This is a genomic window from Myxosarcina sp. GI1(2024) (genome assembly GCF_053543375.1).
The window spans coordinates 174037-196403 of the sequence record NZ_JBKGTY010000009.1 but is presented as its reverse complement, the minus strand read 5'-3'; the positions used below and the strand labels follow the sequence as shown (position 1 = coordinate 196403).

Annotated in this window: 21 protein-coding genes; 6 read left to right on the top strand and 15 right to left on the bottom strand. The window is 39.2% G+C overall.

Features of this window, described 5'->3' with window-relative positions:
• Positions 1-49: 49 nt before the first annotated feature.
• The 10 genes from ACLFKQ_RS25180 to ACLFKQ_RS25135 all read right to left on the bottom strand — a co-directional run bounded on the left by ACLFKQ_RS25180 (position 50) and on the right by ACLFKQ_RS25135 (position 6807).
• Positions 50-232, bottom strand: a complete 183-nt coding sequence (locus ACLFKQ_RS25180; protein ID WP_449002422.1) for a CsbD family protein — start codon at positions 230-232, stop codon at positions 50-52.
• A gap of 78 nt (positions 233-310) precedes the next feature.
• Complete coding sequence (locus ACLFKQ_RS25175; protein ID WP_449002421.1) at positions 311-493, bottom strand: CsbD family protein; 183 nt, start codon at positions 491-493, stop codon at positions 311-313.
• Between the two features lie 272 nt (positions 494-765).
• The gene (locus ACLFKQ_RS25170; RefSeq protein ID WP_449002420.1) at positions 766-2766 is read right to left on the bottom strand and encodes an ABC1 kinase family protein; all 2001 of its coding nucleotides are present in this window, start codon (positions 2764-2766) and stop codon (positions 766-768) included.
• A 161-nt stretch (positions 2767-2927) separates the two neighbouring features.
• Positions 2928-3440 (bottom strand): YceD family protein, encoded by a 513-nt coding sequence (locus ACLFKQ_RS25165; RefSeq protein WP_449002419.1) that lies wholly within the window; start codon positions 3438-3440, stop codon positions 2928-2930.
• A gap of 82 nt (positions 3441-3522) precedes the next feature.
• Positions 3523-4014, bottom strand: a complete 492-nt coding sequence (locus ACLFKQ_RS25160; RefSeq protein ID WP_449002418.1) for a Jag family protein — start codon at positions 4012-4014, stop codon at positions 3523-3525.
• Between the two features lie 9 nt (positions 4015-4023).
• Positions 4024-5172: a membrane protein insertase YidC gene (gene yidC, locus ACLFKQ_RS25155; protein WP_449002417.1), complete on the bottom strand. Its 1149-nt coding sequence runs from the start codon at positions 5170-5172 to the stop codon at positions 4024-4026.
• A gap of 94 nt (positions 5173-5266) precedes the next feature.
• Entirely contained in the window at positions 5267-5662 is a 396-nt protein-coding gene (locus ACLFKQ_RS25150; RefSeq protein WP_449002416.1) for a PH domain-containing protein, read from the bottom strand.
• On the bottom strand, positions 5652-6020 hold the full coding sequence (gene rnpA / locus ACLFKQ_RS25145) for a ribonuclease P protein component (protein ID WP_449002415.1): 369 nt from the start codon (positions 6018-6020) through the stop codon (positions 5652-5654). Before rnpA ends, ACLFKQ_RS25150 begins: the two co-directional genes overlap by 11 nt.
• Before the next feature lie 44 nt (positions 6021-6064).
• A complete protein-coding gene (gene rpmH, locus ACLFKQ_RS25140) occupies positions 6065-6202 on the bottom strand; it encodes a 50S ribosomal protein L34 (RefSeq protein ID WP_449002414.1) in 138 nt (45 codons plus the stop codon).
• A 68-nt stretch (positions 6203-6270) separates the two neighbouring features.
• On the bottom strand, positions 6271-6807 hold the full coding sequence (locus ACLFKQ_RS25135) for a DUF2808 domain-containing protein (RefSeq protein ID WP_449002413.1): 537 nt from the start codon (positions 6805-6807) through the stop codon (positions 6271-6273).
• 385 nt (positions 6808-7192) lie between these two features.
• On the opposite strand from ACLFKQ_RS25135, the gene fabD reads away from it, so the two are divergent.
• Positions 7193-8083: an ACP S-malonyltransferase gene (gene fabD / locus ACLFKQ_RS25130; protein WP_449002412.1), complete on the top strand. Its 891-nt coding sequence runs from the start codon at positions 7193-7195 to the stop codon at positions 8081-8083.
• A gap of 13 nt (positions 8084-8096) precedes the next feature.
• On the opposite strand, the gene ACLFKQ_RS25125 is transcribed toward fabD, so the two are convergent.
• The gene (locus tag ACLFKQ_RS25125; RefSeq protein ID WP_449002411.1) at positions 8097-8708 is read right to left on the bottom strand and encodes a hypothetical protein; all 612 of its coding nucleotides are present in this window, start codon (positions 8706-8708) and stop codon (positions 8097-8099) included.
• Between the two features lie 488 nt (positions 8709-9196).
• Here ACLFKQ_RS25125 and ACLFKQ_RS25120 point away from each other — a divergent pair, with 488 nt between their 5' ends.
• Positions 9197-9457 (top strand): DUF1816 domain-containing protein, encoded by a 261-nt coding sequence (locus ACLFKQ_RS25120; protein ID WP_449002410.1) that lies wholly within the window; start codon positions 9197-9199, stop codon positions 9455-9457.
• A 170-nt stretch (positions 9458-9627) separates the two neighbouring features.
• Here the strand turns inward: ACLFKQ_RS25120 and ACLFKQ_RS25115 are convergent, their stop codons facing one another.
• Positions 9628-11670 (bottom strand): diguanylate cyclase, encoded by a 2043-nt coding sequence (locus ACLFKQ_RS25115; RefSeq protein WP_449002409.1) that lies wholly within the window; start codon positions 11668-11670, stop codon positions 9628-9630.
• A gap of 785 nt (positions 11671-12455) precedes the next feature.
• Here ACLFKQ_RS25115 and ACLFKQ_RS25110 point away from each other — a divergent pair.
• Positions 12456-13832: an NAD(P)/FAD-dependent oxidoreductase gene (locus ACLFKQ_RS25110; RefSeq protein WP_449002408.1), complete on the top strand. Its 1377-nt coding sequence runs from the start codon at positions 12456-12458 to the stop codon at positions 13830-13832.
• 94 nt (positions 13833-13926) lie between these two features.
• On the opposite strand, the gene ACLFKQ_RS25105 is transcribed toward ACLFKQ_RS25110, so the two are convergent.
• Entirely contained in the window at positions 13927-16482 is a 2556-nt protein-coding gene (locus ACLFKQ_RS25105; RefSeq protein ID WP_449002407.1) for an EAL domain-containing protein, read from the bottom strand.
• Positions 16483-16755: 273 nt separating this feature from the next.
• Here ACLFKQ_RS25105 and ACLFKQ_RS25100 point away from each other — a divergent pair, with 273 nt between their 5' ends.
• Entirely contained in the window at positions 16756-17487 is a 732-nt protein-coding gene (locus ACLFKQ_RS25100) for a DUF928 domain-containing protein (protein WP_449002406.1), read from the top strand.
• Positions 17488-17516: 29 nt separating this feature from the next.
• On the opposite strand, the gene ACLFKQ_RS25095 is transcribed toward ACLFKQ_RS25100, so the two are convergent.
• Together ACLFKQ_RS25095 and ACLFKQ_RS25090 are read right to left on the bottom strand one after the other, a co-directional pair.
• On the bottom strand, positions 17517-18275 hold the full coding sequence (locus ACLFKQ_RS25095) for a WecB/TagA/CpsF family glycosyltransferase (RefSeq protein ID WP_449002405.1): 759 nt from the start codon (positions 18273-18275) through the stop codon (positions 17517-17519).
• A 55-nt stretch (positions 18276-18330) separates the two neighbouring features.
• Positions 18331-18654, bottom strand: a complete 324-nt coding sequence (locus tag ACLFKQ_RS25090) for a YbjQ family protein (RefSeq protein ID WP_449002404.1) — start codon at positions 18652-18654, stop codon at positions 18331-18333.
• A gap of 308 nt (positions 18655-18962) precedes the next feature.
• Here ACLFKQ_RS25090 and ACLFKQ_RS25085 point away from each other — a divergent pair, with 308 nt between their 5' ends.
• Positions 18963-19907 carry a hypothetical protein gene (locus ACLFKQ_RS25085; protein WP_449002403.1) on the top strand — a complete coding sequence of 315 codons (945 nt, stop codon included), beginning with the start codon at positions 18963-18965 and terminating at the stop codon, positions 19905-19907.
• Between the two features lie 185 nt (positions 19908-20092).
• Positions 20093-22363 carry an HD family phosphohydrolase gene (locus ACLFKQ_RS25080; RefSeq protein ID WP_449002402.1) on the top strand — a complete coding sequence of 757 codons (2271 nt, stop codon included), beginning with the start codon at positions 20093-20095 and terminating at the stop codon, positions 22361-22363.
• Positions 22364-22367: the final 4 nt, after the last annotated feature.

The window sequence follows — 22367 nt, the reverse complement described above, 5'->3', positions numbered from 1 at the left end:
CGAATTTGCTTCGGCTTTAATTTGGTTGCGTTAATTGTGTCAACAGAACCTAATCTATAGCACCTTTGATGCTATCTTTAGCATTTTCTACCTGATGGCGAACTTTAGCTTCATTTTGCTTAGCTTTTCCTGCAGCTTTATCTTCGGGATTACCCGTAATTTCGCCTAATGCTTCTTGAGCTTTTCCTTCAATGTTTTTGGCTGTAGCTTTCAGCCTGTCTTCGGTACTCATTGGAGTTGAAATTGTTTACAGTAAATAAAATAATAGTTTTTCTGGCGAGCCAAAAATTATGCGTAAACATAATCGCTTTTAGTCAATTGCTTTTTTGAGTTTCTCTTTAGCATTCTCAACTGTATGTCTAGCTGCTGCTTCATCTTGTTTGGCTTTTCCTTCTGCTTCGGATTTAGGATCGCCCGTAATTTCACCTAATGCTTCTTGAGCTTTTCCTTCAATGTTTTTGGTTGTAGCTTTTAATCGATCTTCAGTACTCATAAGTGATTTTTTTATGATATGATTAGACATTTCTATAAACAATTTTAACTAAGCAGTCGCTAAGCTATTTATATCTAAAGTCTTATTTCTGAGTTACGGTCGCCCATATTTTTTTTGCCGAACAAACAAATTAAATCTATCTTAGGTTGTATTTTAATATCTAATATCTGGCTAGTCGGTTTTAGGTCAATAAAACCTTTGGAGAATTGAAAACTGGATCGACAGCGGGCAATGCCCGCCATAGTTATTTTAAGTTTTCCTGTCTCAAACCATTAGTTAGTAATAGCTGCTGTCGGGGACAAAGTAGGTTTGAGATTGGGATTTTGATAGGGTACGGGTAAACGAGTATCTTTTTCTTCGAGTAGCAAATTCCTAATTAATCGTGCTGCCATTTTTTGAGTAAGCTTTTCAGCTACTTTTTGACCCATTGCTTGGGTTTCGGGTTTGGTAATTATTTTAGTTACCAAAGAGACTAGACGACTGGGATTAAACCCCGGAGTTTGCTGCAAAATACTTACAATATTACGTAGATGAGTAATAGTATATGAATCTTGCTGGGACTCTACAGGAGTCTGAGTTACAGTTATACCAACTCTTTGTCGAATAGCTGTAGATAAATTGGATAGAGTTCTACGACCAAAACTGTCGAGGGCGTTGACAATCTCATCGGCGATGCGATCGCGAATAAATGCACCGCGATCGCTGTATAAATAATCTAAAGTTTGATCGACCACTTTGTCGAAATCATAATCTTTAGAACCAGCAGCATTACGCAAGAGGTTTTCTAAACGATGCCAGCGAAAGCCTTCTTCTTTAAATAACAAATCTTTTAAAGAAGCCCGTAATTCTGGTGCGGGGTCGGTCAACAGGCGTTTGGCAATGTATGGATATGCTTTACTCAAAACTTTAAAATCTGGTTCGATGCCAATGGCAATTCCTTCTAAAGTTACCATGGAGCGGATAATCAGCGCATAATAAGCCGGTACGGTAAAGGGAAACTCATACATCATGGCTGACATCTGATCGGTAATACTCTTAAAGTTTAGTTCGGCAACGCTAGCACCTAAAGCATTATTAAATACGTTTGCCAAAGCAGGAATTATCGGTTTGAGATTGGTATCGGGGGATAAAAAATCTAATTTAATATAATCTTCTGCTAGAGAATCAAAGTCGCGATTGACCAAATGTACTACAGCCTCAATTAAACCGTAACGCTGATAGGGTTTAATCCGACTCATCATGCCAAAATCTAAATATGCCAATCTGCCGTCGGGCATTGCTAGCAAATTACCAGGATGAGGATCGGCGTGGAAAAAACCGTGTTCGAGTAATTGTCTGAGGGAACACTCTACCCCAATTTCTACCAAATGGGTAGCATCTATTCCCTGCGCTTGAATTGCCTCTATATCGGTCAGCTTAGTTCCCGTTATCCATTCCATAGTCAGGACGCGCTTGCCCGTATATTCCCAGTAAATTTTGGGAATGTAAATTTCTTCGATGTAGCCGTATAGTTCTTTAAATTTATCGGCGTTACAACCTTCATGATTGTAGTTAGTTTCTTCAAAAATACGTGCGGCTAGTTCGTCGGTAATTGCCACCAAATTAGACCTGACTTGTTTGATATTGTTTTGCACCCAGGTAGCAATTCGTCGCATAATGTAAATATCTAAAGTAATGCGGCGAGTTAAATCGGGACGTTGGACTTTTACCGCCACTTCTTCTCCCGTTTTGAGTTTACCTTTGTACACCTGTCCGAGAGATGCGGCGGCAATTGGTTCTGGAGAAAGTTCGGCATAAATTTCTTCTGGTGTTCTACCTAATTCTTCTTCAATAAAGCGAAAAGCAACTTTGTTAGGGAAAGAGGGGAGCTTATCTTGTAAGGTGGCTAGTTCTTCTAAATAAGTGGGTGGTACTAAGTCTGGTCTAGTAGACAGTGCCTGACCGATCTTAATGTAAGCAGGTCCTAGCTTAGTTAAGTTATTTCTTAATTGAATGGCTCTTTTACGCTCTTTAAGTTCCGAATTACCGGTGAATTTATCCCACCACAATCCCAAGGCGAAGGTGGCAAAGGTAGAGACAATCTTAACTAGTCTGCCGATAACGGTAAAAGGACGACGACGATACTGAGCAGTAATTTTATCTGGGTTATAACGCCAGTCTTCATCGGGTTCATCATAGACCACGTTGATGTCTATTGGTTCGGCGACAGGCTCAGAGGGTACTGTTACTGTCTCTACGGTTGATAATGATGGTTCTACTGTTTGTTGAGGCATAAATTTTAGACTGACGTTAATGACTCTTTGTAAATAATTGTAACAACAGAGAGCGGTCAATCTGGTCTATCTAAAAGACTAAGTAGCAAAAATTATTTAACAATTTTGTCCTCAAACCCAAATACTGCCAAAATTTGGGCTTTAATCATATTTTAATTGGGCTACTCTCCATGAGATTTTAGCTGCTCTTTTAAGGATGCTAAAGAAGACCAGCGACTGTCGATATAGGATTCACTAGTTGTAGAAGTTGGAGCGGCTCCCTGGCAGTCATTACCACATAACTGACGCAAAGGGGTTGCCAAACAAAACTGTTCGTAAAGCCAGCTTTCGGGATCGAAATAACCGTCTGGAGGGAAAGTTTCCGATAAATCTTCTGAAGATACTTCTCTTTCGACTGGAAAAGCTTCTTTAGTTTGTACGGTCGATTCTAACCAAATAATTTCTGAGGTGTCGATTGCCAGACGATGATTGTAGTTTTGCAGGCAGCGATCGCAAGTTAGGGTGACGATTGTTTCCGCTCTGGCTACTACTTCTAAAAAGTTGCCTCCATGTCTGATAACTAAAGTGCCTTTTGCCGGAGTAAGAGACGGAAATCCAACAATTGGCTCTTGAATGTTAATTTCTAATTTGCGTCCCGGTACTTTTAGCAGTCGGGGAATGTATATTGCTTCCATCAAAACCTTCACCTAAAAATTACGGTGGGAATTCATATAAAAACTCATTCTTTTGGAGAATTTTGTGTTCGGAGTTGGCAATTTATTGTCGTAACTTTACTACCAATCTTCGATTTGGTTCCTGACCGCGACTTTCTGTAGCTAAATCTTCAGCGTTCTGCAGCAAAGTATGAATTTGTTTTCTTTCTGCTGAGGATAAATTGAGTATTTCAACTTCTCGTCCCGTTTGGCGAACTTTCTCTGCCGTCGATTCAGTTAAACTCAACAATTCATCGTATCTTTTAGTGCGATAGCCATTGAGTTCGAGCGTCAGCGACCGTTGAGATTCTGAATCTAAATTTAAATTTACTAGAGTATTGGCTAAATACTGCATAGCATCTAAATTTTCACCTCGCTCTCCAATGAGCAGAGCCTGTTGTTCCAGGGTTAAATTAGCTGTTTCAATATTCAACCAATCCGAATTGCGATCGCTTTCTGTCCTGGCAAATCCTTCCGTACTTACTGCAGCGGTTAGACCCATTAATGACAAGAGTTTTTCTAACCACTGCTTACCTTTTTCTACTTGACTGTCCACTATTGCCTACTAACCTGAAGTTTTCTCTTTTTTCTTAGAACGCTTGCGCTCGAAAGGTAATGCTTCTCTGCTGGCTTCTGCTTTTTCTTGTTCTTCAACAATTTTTTGCAGGTTTTCTGGTAGGGGTTCTCGCATTAAAAACCAGGTTTGACCCATTTGGAAGAAGTTAGCAACCACAATGTACATCAGTACACCGGCAGGAAGTGGGAAGAATAAAAACATTCCGCTAAACAACAGAGGAGTTATTTTGTTGACTGTCTGTTGTTGATCTGCGCCTTGTCCCCCTGACTGGGAGCCGCTTAGTTGCTGGTTGATGTAAATTCCAATTCCAAATAACAGCACCATCGATAAAATATCGAAGTTGATGTTCCCATTCTCGTCGGTCACACCGACTCTTCCTAAAGCTTTAATAAATAAAAATCCCTTATTTGCTGCAATACCTGGAATGGTCATCTGTACGGTTGCATCTCCAGGCTCTAAGGCAGTAATCGTACCGTCATCATTAATTTTTAATCTTTCGCTACCTTTGGTTATCTCTAATTCAGGTTCGAGTTGAGCCTGAGGATTTTCAGCCAGCAAAGTTTTGAAAGATTTACCTTCAGCAGTTTGCAATTCTACTTTAGTCGTTTCACCTACAGTAAGCTTGTTACCGCTCGGTAGTAGTGCCGCTATTTTATAATGAACGCCATCATCAACATAAATATTTTTAGTTTTAGTAGCAAAAGCTTGGGGTTCGATGCGCTCGATTTGTTCTCTGGGAAAGATTTGTACGTCGATATCGTATGGAGTATCGGTAAAAGGCGATCCTCTAAGAGTAGCAAACAGGGCAAATAAAATTGGCATTTGTAATAAGAGGGGCAAACAACCGGCTAACGGGTTGCCAAACTCCTGCATTAACTTTGCCATTTCTTCTTGCTGTTTGGCAGTATCGTTTTGATATCTTTGTTTTATTTGTTCTTGCCGCTCCTTCATTAATGGCTGAACGATTTTCATCTTCCGCATGTTGCGAATTTGTCCCGCACTCAAAGGGAAAACGGCAAAGCGAATGACCAATGTTAAAGCGATAATTGCAAAACCGTAGCTGGGCACAATCCCGTAAAAGAAATCTAGGATTGGCAGCATAATGTTGTTCGAGAGAAAGCCTATACCAAAATCCATGTTTATAATTTCGTGCGGTAGTTTTTTTCTCAGTCTAGTTTAGCCGATCACTCGTTCGGGAAACCGAATCTAGCTCCCAATCAGCGATCGCCGTTTAGTTGGCTTGTATTGCTCCGACTGACTTGCCTGTTTTTTCGGCTACTCGTTCGGAAATATAGTCACATATTTCTCTAAATCGAGGAACTGCTCGCATTTCTAAGCGACTTTTATCTTTAAGAGTAATTACGATATCGCCCCATAAGCCAATTCCTCTGGGAACTTTAATTATTTTTACTATTTCTGAATAGATAATATCTGTGCGTTCTCTACCCATCCAACCGCCAATTACCGAAATACGGCGGTCGGTAATTCGATAGCGCAACCACAAGGCTCTAACAATTGCACCAACTGTCAGAGGAATACAAATCACCGTAAATGCCAATAAAATATTAAATATCAGATCTCCTATATGAGGACCACCTTCATAATATACGTCTTCTTTAATGCCCATTGATTATTTTGGTTTCGATTAGTAACTCATTTAATTCTCTCAAAAAATGTTCGTATTTGCACTTAACTGCTGAGGGTTTGACGACGATTACCACTTTCCAATTAGGGGTGATCGCCGGCAATAATTCTCTAATTGCGCCTTTGATTTGCCTTTTGATACGATTGCGAACTACGGCTTTTTTACTAACTTTTTTCCCGATGGAAATTCCAATTTTACTAGGCTCTGGTATTTCAGAGTTACTATTTTTCGGGGACAAAGCTCTTAAAATTAAGTTAGGACTGTAACGGCGGATTTCTCCTTCGTAAACAGCCCGAAACTCTCGCCAGTTGGTGAGTCGGTGGTTTTTTGGTAATCCCACTTTAGTTCGCTCATTTTCATCGATAAACAATAGGTCGAATTTTTCTATACTGCTAAACGATGTCTTCCTTTTTGGCGGCGAGCTTTAATTATTTTGCTACCATTCTTAGTCCGCATCCGAGCGCGAAAACCAGATTTTCTTTTTTGCTTGCGGTTAGTACCGCCTAAAGTACGTTTAGTCACTAGATCTATTCCCTCTGGAAGTTTAGAGTTGTTTACAAAAAATCAACAATCTCTAATTTTACCATAAATTAAGGGTTGATGTTGATAACCCAAGCTCCTAACTGTTCGCGAATGGGTAAATCTGTCGCTGGTAGTACCTGAGCGAAGAAGTAATAGGTACCTACATCGGGATTTTTAACATTAGAAAAAACTAACTCGACTTTCCGGCTTTCAGTCAGGGGTTCTTCTAAGTCAATTTCAATTATATGGCTTTCTTTATCCCAGATGACTTCTCTGATTGGCAGAGATTCTTCTTCGTCTTTTTGGACTCTAACTTCAATCTTATCCGTATCGAATTTGCCATCAAAATATTCGGGATAGGAGATAAAAAATTTCGAGGCACCGCCAATTAATTTTTTGCCTGGAATTCTCAAGCGATAGCGATCGCGAGCATCGGCTTGTCCGCCAAAGTCTAGATAATAATTAAGTACATCTACATCATCTTTGCCAAAAATAACCAAACCAGAACCCCCTTGGGCATTGGCGATCGCGCTAACACCACCGAGAGTAAAGGTGGCTACAGCTAATGCTGTCAAGCAGGATTTAAAAGATAATTTACCAACCATAACCATAATTTTACTTAAATGTTTTTTTCTTTTGAATTACTGGCGATTCGGTTCCGTCTCTGTCGGACGAACGGCGGAGTAATTTCGTGACTTGAGAATCTATTTATTTTTTGACTGTAGCAAACTTATCGTTCTATCGGACGTAGTCCGAGATAAAAAGTGCCATCAGTTGGATTGTCAGTAGCTCGAAAAAATAGAAAGCAAATAGACGATTACCCCTATTCACCTACCCTCTCAATCACAACATGTCCTCGTAATCCAAAGAAAGTTTTCACGTTTTCATTTTGCTGGCTGGGTAGAAGCAATTAATTGCTTAAATCTTTCTATCCCGCCTTTTTATGAGATAATTCTTAGACGATAAAAGATCGCTAGACTAGATTAAATCGTGACCAAAACAGCATGGGTATTTCCAGGACAAGGATCGCAAACTCTCAACATGGGTGTCGATCTACAGAATATTCCTAGCGCCCGACACAAATTTGAAGCCGCAGCAGCAATACTAGGCTGGTCTGTCTTAGATATCTGTCAAAAAGACGAAGCAACTTTATCTCGCACTCTCTACACTCAGCCTTGCTTGTATGTTGTCGAATCAATTTTAGCTGACTTGTTAATGGAAAAGCTCTCCTTACCTCAGTTGGTTGCCGGCCATAGTCTGGGAGAATACGTAGCTCTTTACATTTCTGGTGTATTTGATTTTGAGTCTGGATTGAATCTGGTCAAAACAAGAGGCGAATTGATGGATAGTGCAGCAGGCGGAAAAATGGTAGCACTAATGAACTTCGATCGCGATCGCTTAGAAACCAGTTTATCAGCAACGAATAACGTGGTTTTAGCTAACGACAATAGTGCTACACAGGTGGTTATTTCCGGTGTGCCAGAAGCGGTAGACCGCCTTTTATCCGAAGTTAAAGCTAAGCGAGCTGTAGAATTGGGAGTATCTGGTGCTTTTCACTCCCCGTTGATGGAAGCTGCATCGCAACAATTTCAGTCCGTGTTGAATACTATTACTTTCTTCGATGCTAAAGTTCCCGTCTTGTCTAATGTCGATCCTACTCCCACTATTGATAAGGAGCGATTAAAACAACGCTTGATGCGACAAATGACAGGTTCGGTACGCTGGCGTGAAATTATGCTACAGCTAGGTCGAGAAGACATAGAGCGAGTAGTTGAAGTGGGACCTGGTAAAGTTTTGACGGGCTTGATTAAAAGAACCTGTCGCGGTATTGAATTAAATAATGTCGGTACCCTAGAAAAATTACAGCAAGTTACCGTCTAGACGATTGTAAAATCTATTCAAGCCGACTCCATAAAGCCAATCCGCCACCTCGCCCTCTAGCAGCAATAAAATTTTGGTGAATCAGAAAATAGACAAAAAAGGCAGAATCGGCGATCGCTCGCTCCTGGAATTTTACTTCTCTACTATGACCATTTCTGATGTAGCCGTGATAAATCTTTAAAGAACCAATTTTTACAGTTATAGCCGTAAAATCGAATACCAAAATGTTTTTGGTCGGTAAAAACTTAACTGGACCGGTTAAAGATAAGCTCACGCTACCTAATTTGACAGTATTTTTTATTCTTCCGAGATTTGCCGATTGCCTGTCGGAACCTAAATGTGGAAGAGATTCCTCTGCGGTATGATAAACCAATTCGATGTCGATAAACTTGGGAATATAGCGTCCTGCGCCTAAAACAACACCTGCTTTTTCTCTGGTTTTTTTCGTTCCCGTTATCAGACGCAATTTCCAGTTTCCTAGTAGTTCTTCAAAAGAATGTTGGGGTTTTTCTTTTCTGTTGGTTTTTTCTGCAGCAATAAGTTGCTCGACTACTTCTGATGCAGGAGGTAGCTCGTTGCTACTCAGAGAAAGATCAGCGGCTTTTTCTAAAATAAAGAGCTTCATAAATAAACCTATTACAGAGTAATCTCTAACTGCCGAAAGCGGTGTACCGTCCACTTAATCGATTAAATCGCCTCGAGCGTAAAAATACTAAGATGTATGTACTTAGTGGGAATACTTGCTATTCTTTTTGTCTAGTTGAGAATCAGATGACTACTATTAACATAGAGGTGTTAGGTGTTTAACTAAAAGCGAGCGCTAAATGGCTAGTTTAGCTTGGCATTTCGATCTTAGACATCTAAGTAACAACCTAAATTAAATACTTATTGAAAGTTGAGATGCTATATTTTCTAATTACACAATGAGAGCCAAGATAGGAAATTAGGTTACACTTCTTATCTGCCATATTTCACCGCTGAAGCTCTTCTGAGCCACATAATTACTTTGGCATTATTTGGTAGGTAAAGATTCTATCTTAATTAAAATCGATTTAAAGTTTAGAAGTATTCTGTAAATTTTTGGCAAAACTCAGCAACAAGCTAGTAATATTTATGTATTTAATTACTGAACTGCTAGGATGGTTGGGCTTTAAGAAAACATCAAAATCTTATTGGCTGAAAATCACCACTACCGTTCCTAAATGTACTTATTACTTCGGTCCATTCGATAGCCCCTGGGAAGCTAGATTGATGCAGCCTGGCTATATTGAAGACTTGACCGAAGAACGAGCAGCAGGGATCGAAGTAAAACTGCAAAAGCGCGTTCGACCCTCACAAATAACTATTTATGATGATGAAGAGCTTCTCAAGTAAGAGCAATTAGCCTAATTGCATCTGACTCAGTATAATATCCTTCTGCTTTTAGTTGAGGGGATCGTTACCCCAGTTCATTAACCGCACTTTTATCGACCTTTGGCTTTCCCCATTCATCCCTGTTACTGGGCACCTATTGTATTAGTCGGAAATTGGCAATAATTATCGCTCTAACAGCGAGCAACGCGATCGCGACCCTGTTGTTTTGCCTGATACATCGCTTTATCGGCAGCTCTGAGCAAAGCACGAGTTTCAATTCCATCATCGGGAAAACAACTAATGCCAATGGAAACTGTAACTCCTTCTAACTTCTGCCCTTCATAAACTATGTTTAAATTCTTGATTCCTTCTCGAATTCCCTCTGCCCGAAAAATTGTATTTTCGAGCGAAGCCTCTGGCATAATTGCCACCAATTCTTCACCACCATAACGACAGGCAATATCATACTGACGGGTTTGTTCGCGCAGATATTTACTAATCGACCGTAAGACCCAATCTCCCGCATCGTGACCGTAAGTATCGTTAAAGCGTTTGAAGCGATCGATATCGAGAATCATAATTCCAATGTAGTGTTGTTTTCGCTGAGCGCGCTCGATTTCTCTATCGAGAGATTCTTCTAGATAGCGACGATTGTATAATCCTGTTAGAGGATCTCGTAGACTTTGATATCTTAGAGTTTCTTGTAATTTTAGGTTGGCTAGTGACATCGCAAGGTTTTGAGCCACGGTCTCACCAAGCTTTCGGACTGAGGCTCGATTTGCATTAGAAGCAACATTTTTTATGGTTAGTTGGGTAGCGGTACGATTTGTTTGTTTATCAGTCTGAGATGTTGCTTTAGCCAGATTATGTAAATTTTTCCAACTTAAATAAAGCAGTCCTAAAGTTTCTCCTTGTGCCATCATCGGAAAGCAAATCGTAGGGCAGAGATTGTTCGGATTGACATGAATATGATGGCAGTAAACACTGGGAAAAGCTGGTTCGCTTTGATGAATATTGCTACGCCGCAGTGCCCAGCATTCTGAGGTGGTGAAATTTAACTCGCTATTGACGGTTCCCCAAGTGGCGATCGCTTCGACAAAAGTCTTGCTGTTATTAATTAAATATACTGCACCATCAGTATCGGGAAATAAAGGTCCGAGTAAATCTGCTAGTGATTTTTGCACCTCTTCTAAAGTCAAACAGGCTTGTAAAAATTCATTAATTTTTCCTAGTTTAATTTTTTGTTGATTGCTAGTTTCTAAAGCGAGAATTTTTTGTTTCAATTGTAAATTTGACGACTCTAATTTTAATGTGGTTTCTTTGTTCTTGGTAATATCTTGAGTTATACCCAAAATTTGCTTAGGTGTCCCGTCAGGTTTACGTTCGAATACAAGATCTTGATTGTGCAACCAATGCCATTTTCCTTGTTTGTCTTCGATCCGATATTCAATTTCTAGATAGTCATCATCTTCTAAAGTCATTAAGTTTTGATAATGTTGCTCTATCGATTCAGTATCTAAAGGATGTAATAATTTATTAAACAAACTACTACAGTTTAATTTTTTGTTAGTGTTATTAAAATAGTTAGGTATTTCTCCACTAAACCGATTGCAATACATATAGTGACCAATGTCTAAATCATAAATGTAAAGCAGATTGGGAGTTAAATTGAGGATTTTTTCCTTAAATTTCGTGTTTTTTGATGAATTTTTGCTGGGTCGATCACTTTGATTTAAAGTAGCTGTTTTTTGTTCTACTTCTCTTTCTAACGCTAAATTTAGTTGCTCAATTTCTATCTCTGATGATTTGTATTCTGTAATCTGCTCTTTCTTCTGTTGGTACAGAAATTCTAGCTGTTTTAAGAAAGTAAAACTTAACTTTTTAGAGATCGAGCTAATTAAACGAAATGCCGTGTATAGAAGAATTAGAGCCATAATTGCTTTAGCAACGCCAGATAACCAATACAATGGATACCATAAAGTCCAAAATTCAAGTAGATGGCTAATTCCACACGATACTATTAAAACGCTAAAAAAAACAAAAACTTGTCTAAACGGTACATTTTTTTGTCGATTAATAAAATAAACTATAAAACTTGCAATTAAAAAATAAGCACTCGCAATCAAACTATCAGATAAGGCATGTAGTAAAACTAAAGGCGTGTGCCATAAATAACAAGAACCGTAAGGTAGATATTGACTTATTATTAATAAATTAAAATGTAATTCTGACATGAACGATCTATTAATAGCTTTTCTGCTAAGTATATCTTTGTCATTTATAGCTCGTTCTCAGTTAAAAAATATAAGAAAATACCACAGTTTGTCTTGTCTAGATACGCTCGAATCAGTATTATTAACTACGAATCGTGGTTTGATTCCTAGTAAATTACTAGTTAAGAAACAAGTTCTTATTATTTTTATATTTTTTTAATAATTTATACTGAATTTACACCAGTGTACAAATCAATTAAATACAGTTGCAATCGTCTATTTCTGAGCAAATCGGATTTTTACTGTGCTTAATATCTCTGGATATCACTATGTTGTTGCGATCGTCAGCAGTACCCAAATACTAATTTAACCTCGCCCTTGGCTAACTCGAAGCTTCAAACTAAGTCTATTCATAAAAGTAATACCAATTTTCAAAAGCAACTGTAGACTTAGTCGGTCTAACTTGTCTATCTACCATCGTTTCAGGCTCGCACTCTATCTAGCCACTTTTAATAAACTGTATAAATATTAATTTATTTCCCTGATTTCCCTATTTTCCCTAGCCATTTGAACAGACAGAAAGTAAATTTTATTGTTCGATTCGCTACATTAAGCTCGAAAACTAAAGCTAATAAATTATAAAGTTTTTTAGGCTATGTAAGCAAACCATCACAATTTTTCTTTACCTTAGTTAATTAAAGTTAATATGTAGATATTTGCAGCCGACTCGGTTTTACAGAGTAAAAACTACTCAACAGCCAACAAAAAACTAAAAAATTGTAGTTCCAACAAAACATTTAGTTCTCATGCAAACTGCTCATCAAAATGACACACAAACGCCAGTTTCAGTTCCTCACGTTGTTATTGTCGGCGGTGGGTTTGGCGGACTTTATGCCGCCAAGTCCCTGAAAAATGCTCCAGTTAAAGTTACTCTCATCGATAAACGCAACTTTCATCTGTTTCAGCCATTGTTGTATCAAGTAGCCACAGGAAGTTTATCACCTGCTGATATTGCCTCTCCTCTACGAGTAGTGTTGAGTAAGCATAAAAACACCCAGGTACTACTCGATAAAGTAGTAGATGTCGATCCTGAAGCCAAAACAGTCTATTTAGAAAGTAGAAAAGAATTAAGCTACGATACCCTAGTCATAGCCACAGGAGTAAGCCACCACTACTTTGGTAACGACCAGTGGCAAGCCGACGCACCGGGATTAAAAACAGTCGAAGATGCTCTAGAAATGCGCCGTCGAATCTTTATGGCATTTGAAGCTGCTGAAAAAGAATCAGACCCTGAAAAACTTCAAGCTTTATTAACTTTTGTCATAGTCGGTGGAGGTCCGACTGGAGTAGAATTAGCTGGGGCGATCGCTGAAATTGCTCACCAATCTCTTAAAGGTGATTTTCGCAACCTCGATACCACTCAGGCGAGAGTTTTACTGTTTGAAGGTATGGATCGGGTATTACCCCCCTATCCTCCAGAATCTTCGGCTCAGGCACAGCGAGCTTTAGAAAAGTTAGGAGTTGAAATTCAAACTAAAACTTTAGTCACTAATATTTCTAACAATACGGTTACTTTCCGGCAGGGTGAAAATACGGGCACGATTGAAGCTCACACTATTTTATGGGCGGCAGGAGTCAAAGCTTCGTTTATGGGTAAAATCCTGTCAGAAAAAGCAGAAGCAGAATTGGATCGAGCGGGTCGAGTTATTGTCGAGCCAGATTTAAGCCTGAAAAAATATCCAGACATTTTTGTTATCGGCGATTTAGCCAACTTCTCCCATCAAGGCGGACGACCTCTACCTGGAGTTGCACCCGTAGCCATGAAACAGGGTAAGTATGTTGCTAAACTTATTACCAAACGTGCCCGAGGTAAAAGTATAGAACCATTCAAATACTCCGATCGCGCTAGTCTAGCAGTAATCGGGCAAAATAAAGCTGTAGTTAATTTGGGTTTTGCTAAGCTTTCAGGTTTCTTAGCTTGGATTATCTGGGTCTTTGCTCATATCTATTATTTAATTGAATTTGATAATAAGCTTATTGTCATGATTCAGTGGGCTTGGAACTATATTACTTTAGGAAGAGGAGCACGGTTAATTACCGAAAGCCCTTCTTTCTCCTTGGATTCGACAGAAAAACCAGAAGCCAAAACCGCAGTTTCAAAATATCAATTGGTAGAAAATTAATTTGATAGTGAGAAATTGAAAATCAACCAGTGGTTGTATGAGGTGGAATTAACTTTCTTGGTTACCAATTATGCGCTCGTACTTAGTAAACTAGCTACCACCTAATTTTGTCTGTTAATAATTTGGTGGCATCCGCTGAGGACAGAGGCTTTGCAAATAAATAACCCTGTCCGTATTCACAGTTCAAACTTTGTAAAATCTGCTTCTCCGTTTCGGTTTCAATTCCTTCGGCGATTACATCCATGCCCAGTTTGTGAGCCAACATCACGATGGTACTAACTATTTCTTGATTTTTGGTTCCCTCGCTCATATTACTCACAAAAGAACGGTCTACTTTTAAAGTATCCAATGGAAACCGATGTAAGTAACTAAAAGAAGAAAATCCCGTGCCAAAATCATCCATGCTCAACTTAATACCCAGATTTTTTAGGCGATTTAATAAGGCGATTGTATTTTCTACATCTTCCATCACCATACTTTCAGTGATCTCTAGCTTTAAATTTTTAGAATTTAAATTGCTAAATTGTAAAATTCCTTCGATTTGTTCTATTAAGTTGGGTTGAGAAAACTGTTGACTAGAAAGATTAACGCTAATTAATAACGAATTGCAATGGTTAAATTGTCGTTGCCATTGACGCATCTGGCAACAAGCAGCTTCTAAAATCCATTCTCCCAAAGCCACTATCGAACCCGTTTCCTCTGCTACTGGAATAAATGCACCGGGAGAAACGAACCCTCTTTTAGGAGACTGCCAGCGCACCAAAGCTTCAAAACCGACAATTTTCGCGGTTTTTAACGAAATAATTGGCTGATAATACAGCTCAAATTCACGATTAGCAATTCCTTGTTGTAAATCTGCCTCTAATTGTAGTCTTTTTAAAGCCTGTTCGTGCATTCTGGTGGCGAAGACTTGATAGCGTGTTTTACCAGAAGCTTTAGCTTTATACATCGCCGTATGGGAAGCACGAATTAATTCTTCTGAGCTAAAGTCTTCACCCCGAGATTCGGTAAAGTTTTCGCGCTTTGAAGACTTGCAGGCTTGTCCGAGCTGATTGATAGCCAGTCCCAGACTAACTGAAACTGAAACATTTTGTTCGTTTAGCTGATAAGCTGTAGCTAATTCTCGTTCGATCGCAGTTGCCAAATCGATCGCCTCAGAGATTTCCCCGGCAATTTTAATGGCGACCCCAAATTCATCCGCTCCAATTCTGGCGACAATTGCTGTTGAATCCAAACAATGTTTTAAACGTCGAGCAGTATACATCAAGAGTCGATTGCCAGCTTCATATCCCAAAGCTTCATTAATCAGGTTAAAGCGCTCGAGATCGATACATAAAACTGCAATTAGTCCATCCTTTGCAAGTTGATTTCTCTGTTTGAGCTGTGTTAGCTGTCTGGCAAAGAGCAAGCGATTGGGTAATCCCGTAAGAGAATCATAAAAGAGCATATATAAGACTTTGTATCCCAATACCAGTCCACCACTAAAGATAAATGCCAACGCGGGCGGAAAAAGTGGAATCCATCCCGATAAGATGAACGCTAGAACACAGCTACTCCATAGTCCTATCAACGAGAAAACCCCAGCCACAGCGATTGATAGAGGATGTTTTAATTTCCAGGCGATCGCCGCTCCGACTACCGACCAACCCCAAATCCAAAGAATTTCACTCCACTCTTCCCAAAACCAAAGTTGAGTAGAATCATCAAGCACTAATCCCAAAATTTGACCGACCATATGAGCATGGGCTACTGCTCCGGGAATTAAGCTTTTTGAACCCTGATAGGGAGTGTAAAAAATATCTTTAATACTAGGCGCGCTATTACCTATGATTACGATTTTATCTTTAACTAAGTCTGGTTCTAATTTGCCTGAAAGAGCTTCGGTTAAAGTAATCTTTTGAGCGATATTAGGATAAGTGTAGTCGAGTAAGATTTGCCATCCTAATGCTTCTGAAGGCGGCATTTGATAGCCTCCAGAATTGGGTTGGAGACGAGTGAAAACTTTATCGCCAATTTGTAAAGAGTCAGGATAAACTTCAAACTCAAGTTGATGCTCTTGCAAGTAAAGCAAACTCAAACGTAAGGCAAAGGAATATAGTTGGCGATCGCCTAAACGAGCATACATTAGATTACGCCTCAGCACGCCATCAATATCTAACACTACATCATTAAAACCGACTCGGTGTTCTGGGACTCCTTTTGGGGCATTGACGCGACTTTCTCCACTGCCAAGATACTCAATAGTAATTACATTTTCCGCTTGTAGCTGTCGAGCTAGAGCCGAACTACCGGGAGGGTGAGAAATATCTCGATATAAATCTAAACCAATCGCTGTTGGTTGGTGTTGTTGTAAATTTTGTAATAACCGAGCAATTGTGGCATCGGCGATTGGCCATCGATTTTGTTTTTCAATGTCTGCATCTGTAATTTCAACTACTAGTAGTCTAGAGTCAGTATTTTCTTTGGTATGTAGATTTACCATCCAGTCATAAGCTGTTAATTCTAAAAATTGCCAACCGCCTAAACGCCGAACTGTTACTACTATAAAACTAGTAATTACAGTGAGCAATAAAATTGACCAAACATATCTTTGCTCGTGATTTTTAACTAATTTGGATTGTTTTGACAGTAGAAAAAAAAACTTTTTCATGAACACATTGTCTGCAATAGTTTTGTAGCTAAAAAATCAATTATTTTATAAGTAAAATTACTGAGATTTTAATAGCCGATCTAACTTAGTGAAAATACTAGATTGCTGAATTAAAAAGTAGTTTGAACTGAGTATAAGGTTATTTATTTTAGTGGACAATTTAATTTTTTGTTATTAAAATTATACTCATGTTATAAAAAAATATTTGTCGATATTATCAAGATGATCTCAGTAGCTAAAAATATTTTTAATAGATGCAGTAAAATTATTAGTTTGCTAATAATTTTTAACTGTTTATTAGTATTTTCTCAGCCAGTCAAAGCTGAAAAATCGAGCGATCGTCGCTCGCTAGACGAAGATAACCAAGGGTTACCGATTTATCGTCGCGATGGAGGAAGCAGAACTGGTGATTTAAATCGCTGCATAGACAGCAACCGTAATTTAGTTGCTTTAGTTCCAAAAGATCGAGTACCAGCTACTGCTTCTATCTCTCCCAATCTTTTCTTCTATGTTCCCGAAACCACCGAGCCAAAAACCTTGGAGTTTGTCCTGAGAAACGAAACAGACGAACTGGTTTACGAAGCTTTCTTGACTACTAATGGCAAAGGGATAGTTGAGGTAAACATACCTGCAGAAATTCGAACTTCAGAAATAGAAACCAAGCAAAATTATCGTTGGTATCTATCATTAATTTGCAATCCCCAACAACGGGCTCGCGATCTTGTGGTTCAAGGATGGATGCGCCGAGGAACAATTGATTCAGCCAATATTAAACACCTATTAAATAACTCTGATACTGTAGATAAAGCAGAGATTTACCAACAACAAGGTTTTTGGTATGATGCACTATCAATATTAGCCGAAAGCCGCGAAAATTCTGGCACAGAGCCAATGATAGAAGCTAAATGGGTAGATTTATTAGAATCCGTAGGCTTAGCAGAATTTGCTTCCGAACCTTTTATTCAAAGTTTTCCGCTAGCAACTCCCATTAGTAAACGCTTCTAAAATAGGCTTTTGCTAAAAACTCAAAGCATTTACCTAATTTTTAGTGGGAGAGAACGCCAGAAAAATCGGGGTAAATAGAGCATTCTTCGCCAACGCCAAGGTTCTTGATAGAGGCGGTAAGTCCACTCTAAATTATTCTTTCTCAACCATCTGGGGGCACGAGATTTTTTTTCTGCCCAAATATCAAAACTACCGCCAACCCCAATCCAAATTGAGTTGGGACATAAATGGCGATTTTGCTGTATCCATAGCTCTTGCTTGGGTACACCCAAACCCACTAAAATTACTCTTGGTTGTCTGGTTTGTAAAGTCTGTTTCCATACAGCTTCAACCTCACCGGCTATATAGCCATTTTGAGTAAAAATAGAAAGGGAAGGAACTTTTTGCTGCCAATTCCGAGCGGCATCAGCAGCCACTCCAGGTTTGGCTCCATAAAAACATACTGAATCGGCAAATGAAGTTTGTCCTAGTCGCTCTAGCAAAGATGCTGCCAGTTCTATTCCAGGGCAGCGATCGCGTTTTACACCTCGAAGGCGCATATATAAAATAATTCCCGCGCCATCTGGAATGACTAAGTCTGCTTGCTCGATCGCTTTAGCTAAAGCATTATCTTCCTGTGCCATCATAGTCATCTCTGCATTGAGGGTAACTACGTGAGTGCCAATTCCTTCTGTCAGTCTGGTTAGCAACCACTGGCAATAATCATCGTGGAGATGAATCTTTAAATTAAGCACGGAAAAAGTTCGCGCTGATGGTAGTTTATTATCTAGTCTCAACCTGGGTATCATAAGTAATAAATGAATAGTAAAGTTGCCAATTTAACAGCTACTCGACCTGCGACTGCTAGAATTTAACTGCTGTTCCCGTAGCTGTAATTAAGATTAGCACTCCCCGTTCGTCAACATTAATCGTACCAGTATCGACTTCTACTCCAATAACGGCATCTGCACCTAATTTTTGAGCGCGCTGTTTTAATTCTTCAATTGCTTTGAGCTGTCCTTTCTCAAACACTCTTTCGTAACTACCAGTCCGTCCCCCGAATGTATCTCTAATGCCTGCAAAAAAATCTCGCAATGCATTGGAACCAAACACTACCTCTGCGGTAACTATTCCTAAATAAGCTTCAATAGTTTGGTTTTGAACGAATTCGGTAGTGGTAACTAACATTATATTAGGTAAATATTTTGCTTTGAGTATCTTATCAAGAATTTAAAATTAAAGTCGTCGTTCAAACTTGGCTTTTAACAAGATACCTAATATTACTTGAGTGGTTGAAAATTAATCAATTATTGTAGCAATTTTTATTAAATTTTATTAAATTTTTAAGAATTGATTTGATTTTTTCGTTTGCTGAACTGTATTTAATGTTTAAACTTTATAAGATTTAAGATTAAACAATATTATTTTTACCATAACTACAAAAATTTTTGTAGTTATGGTAAAGCTTCCAGCTTGTCATCTAATTAGCAGCTAAAATGCGATACTGTCTTTTAAGTCGATTTCAAGGAGCGTGGTTGGGAAGTATCTTGGGAGAAGCGTTAGTCGCCAAAAATCATTTCTCCGATCGCTTAAAAATTACTAACTATCAAACTTCCCAATGGTTAAAATTGAGAAATAAAATTGCGACTGCTATCGTCAACCAGAAACACCTACAAACAAAGTTATCATCGAACGGCGACAGCTTGGCTTTAGTTTTATTACCTTTAATTTTAGAGGGTCATGAAAGTCTCGAGATATTGCAGGCAACTCTAATCCAGAATAAGTTTACCGAGTTAGAGATTACGCCGAACGGGAAACAGGAGTTCTCTGTGACCAACCCAAACCAAGTAAAGATGTTGAAAAATGTATTATTATGGGGTTACGCTATTTCTTTAGCTTTAAAAGCCAAGTTAAATGTCGATAACCCAATCGAGCAAATTTTAGCTGGTGTAGAAGCCGATTTTACTTCCGCTGCTTTAATAGAACAGTTGCACATAGTAAATTGGGCTTTAAAGCAGGGTAGAAGTTTAAACAAAATGTTAGAAGTATTGCTCTCTCTAGACGAGCACTGTTTGAGTGCGATTGCTCTATCCCTATATTGTTTTGCTAATACGCCTCAAGATTTTTATCTTGCTGTCAGTCGAGCGCGAAGTCTGCCTTATGTTACTATCGATTTTCAACAAATTACAGCAGCTCTGACTGCAACCCTATCTGGAGCTTACAATAGTTTGGCAGGAATTCCTACCAGTTGGCAAATGTTCGGCAACCACAATCAAATTTATCGACAAGAGCAAAAAACAGCAGTAAATTTATTTAACTACTGGTTGGGAGTCTACTTACTTCAAAAGCCAGCAAATAACTGTAATCTAACTGTTGTGGCAACTCCTAAAATTATTCAACCTCGTTCCTCTCTAAAAATTATTTCTCAGACAGACTACTAACAAATTATCTTCTATTTATGAAGAAAAGCTGGTATTTAGATTTATTAGCACGACGAATCGAGAGAGGGTACCAAAAACTCCCTGTCTTGGAAAGTAGGTTATGGAGCCAAAAAATAATCTGGAACTTAAATTTTTTAAATGGATCGAGATTAAAGAATCGTCGTGCAGCTAAATCGCAGCAGCTAATGATTATTTTGCTGTTTTCCGTAATTACTTTGACCAGTGTAGTAGGATATCGTTTCTACAACCAACCACAGCTAACCATTGGCAAAATTTCTCCTGTAACCATTAAAGCTCCTGAAGATGGACAGTTCGAAGATACGCAGACAACAATTCACAAAAGACAAAAAGTTCAGACGGGAATCGTTCCCATTCTCAAACAAAATCGCGGCGTGACGGATGAAGTAATCGAGCGTTTAGAGCTATCGATAGATAATCTAGAAAAGTTACGCCAGTTAACCGCTCCCTTTCCATTTGTTGAGACCACAATCCTCTCTTTACCTAGCCAAAGATACCTGCGTTCTTGCTCAGAAGCAGAATTTAAGGCAATTTTGGCTTCAGTAGAATTACCCCAAAATCCCTCCAAATCTAAATCACTACAGTACGCTCGAGAAGATTTCAATCTCCGAGCGCAGCAGGTAACTGTCGAACTGCTCGAATATCGGCAACAGGGTTCACCTGAGGAATACCAAGCATTAGTCACTCAAATTACTTTAAATCGCTATCGTTATTCTCAAGGATGGAAACAAATAGAACGAGAACCAGGAGTTAGTTTAAATTCGCAACAAATAACCACCCTGTTAGACTTGAGCGATCGTAGTTGGAAAATCACCAAACTAGCTATTCTTCAGGCAGCAGAGCGGATTTTAATTCAAGGAATACCACCGGGAATGCCTTCTAATTTATTAGAAAAAACTGTTGCAGTGCAGCTCAGCTCGGATATTCCCGAATCCACTCTGCATTTTGCCAGTAATCTACTGCTAAATACCCTCGAACCTAATTTGGAAAAAGATCGAGAGGCAACGAGAAATATTGCCGAAAAAGCCGCTAGGGCGATCGAACCCGTCATCGTTAAAATAAATGCTGGCGAAATAATTGTCAAAAAAGGAGAAAAAATATCTCAAGCTGATTTTGTGCTTTTAGATGGTTTTGGCTTAAGCCGTCGCGGTACTAACTGGGATGCTCTCAGAGAGACGGGAATATTTGTAACTCTTATCGTCTGCTTGTTTTTATCGCTCCAAAAACGTATCTATACTTCGATGCGATGCCGCGACTACCTATTGATTTGTTTGATGAGTTTGAGTACGCTGCTCTTGAGTGTCTTAAATATCGAATACACTAATTTGCCAGCAATTGGTTTTTTGGTTAGTAGCTTTTACAATCCTGGTTTGGCAGTTGGTCACGTTAGTTTGTTGACGGTATTAGTCCTGTTTGGCAATCCCGCTATTCCCTGGCAATATTTACTTGCCGGAAGTGCGGGTGGTCTTCTAGCAGCGGTATTTGCTGGCAGATCGCGATCGCGTGAAGCGATGGCTCGTTTGGGTGTTTTAGTCGGACTGCTTCAAGGAAGTGTTTGTTTTGTGAGTAACTTAATTCTCAGTTCCAGTGCCGCTGCTATTTGGTCGGCAGTTTTGCCCGGTGCACTTATTTACGGCTTGTCTGGACTAGCCTGGAGTATTATCGCCATTGGTATTTCTCCTTATTTGGAAAGATACTTTGATATAATTACGCCAATTCGCTTGGCAGAATTGTCCAATCCTAATTTACCATTGCTTAAAAGGCTGGCAACTGAAACCCCAGGAACTTTTCAACATACGATGTTTGTGGCTTCTTTGGCTGAGGCTGCCGCTAGAGAACTCAACTGTAACGTAGAATTAGTTAGAGCGGGAACTCTATATCACGATATTGGCAAAATGCACGATCCTTTGGGATTTATTGAAAATCAATTGGGGGGAGTTAACAAACACGATGAAATCGACGATCCTTATTTCAGTGCCATAATTATTAAAAAACATGTCAGCGAAGGGCTAAAAATGGCTCGCAGATATGGTTTGCCAAAAGCAATTCGCGATTTTATTCCCGAACATCAGGGAACCTTATTAATCGCTTATTTTTACTATCAGGCAAAAGCAAAAGCCGAGCGAGAGGGGACTACTGTTTCAGAATCAGATTTTCGCTATGCCGGACCGATACCTCAAACGCGAGAAGCAGGGATTATGATGCTAGCAGATGGTTGTGAAGCAGCTCTACGCTCTCTAAAAGAAGCAACTACTCAACAGGCTTTGTCGACGATTAAGAAAATTTTTAAAGCTCGCTGGCAAGATAGACAATTAGTAGATAGCGGTCTGAGTTATGAGGAGTTGCCGATTATCGCCGAAGTTTTTATTCGAGTTTGGCAACAGTACAATCACAAGCGGATTGCATATCCTAAAGGCGCTTTAGATAGTAAACGTTAAATCG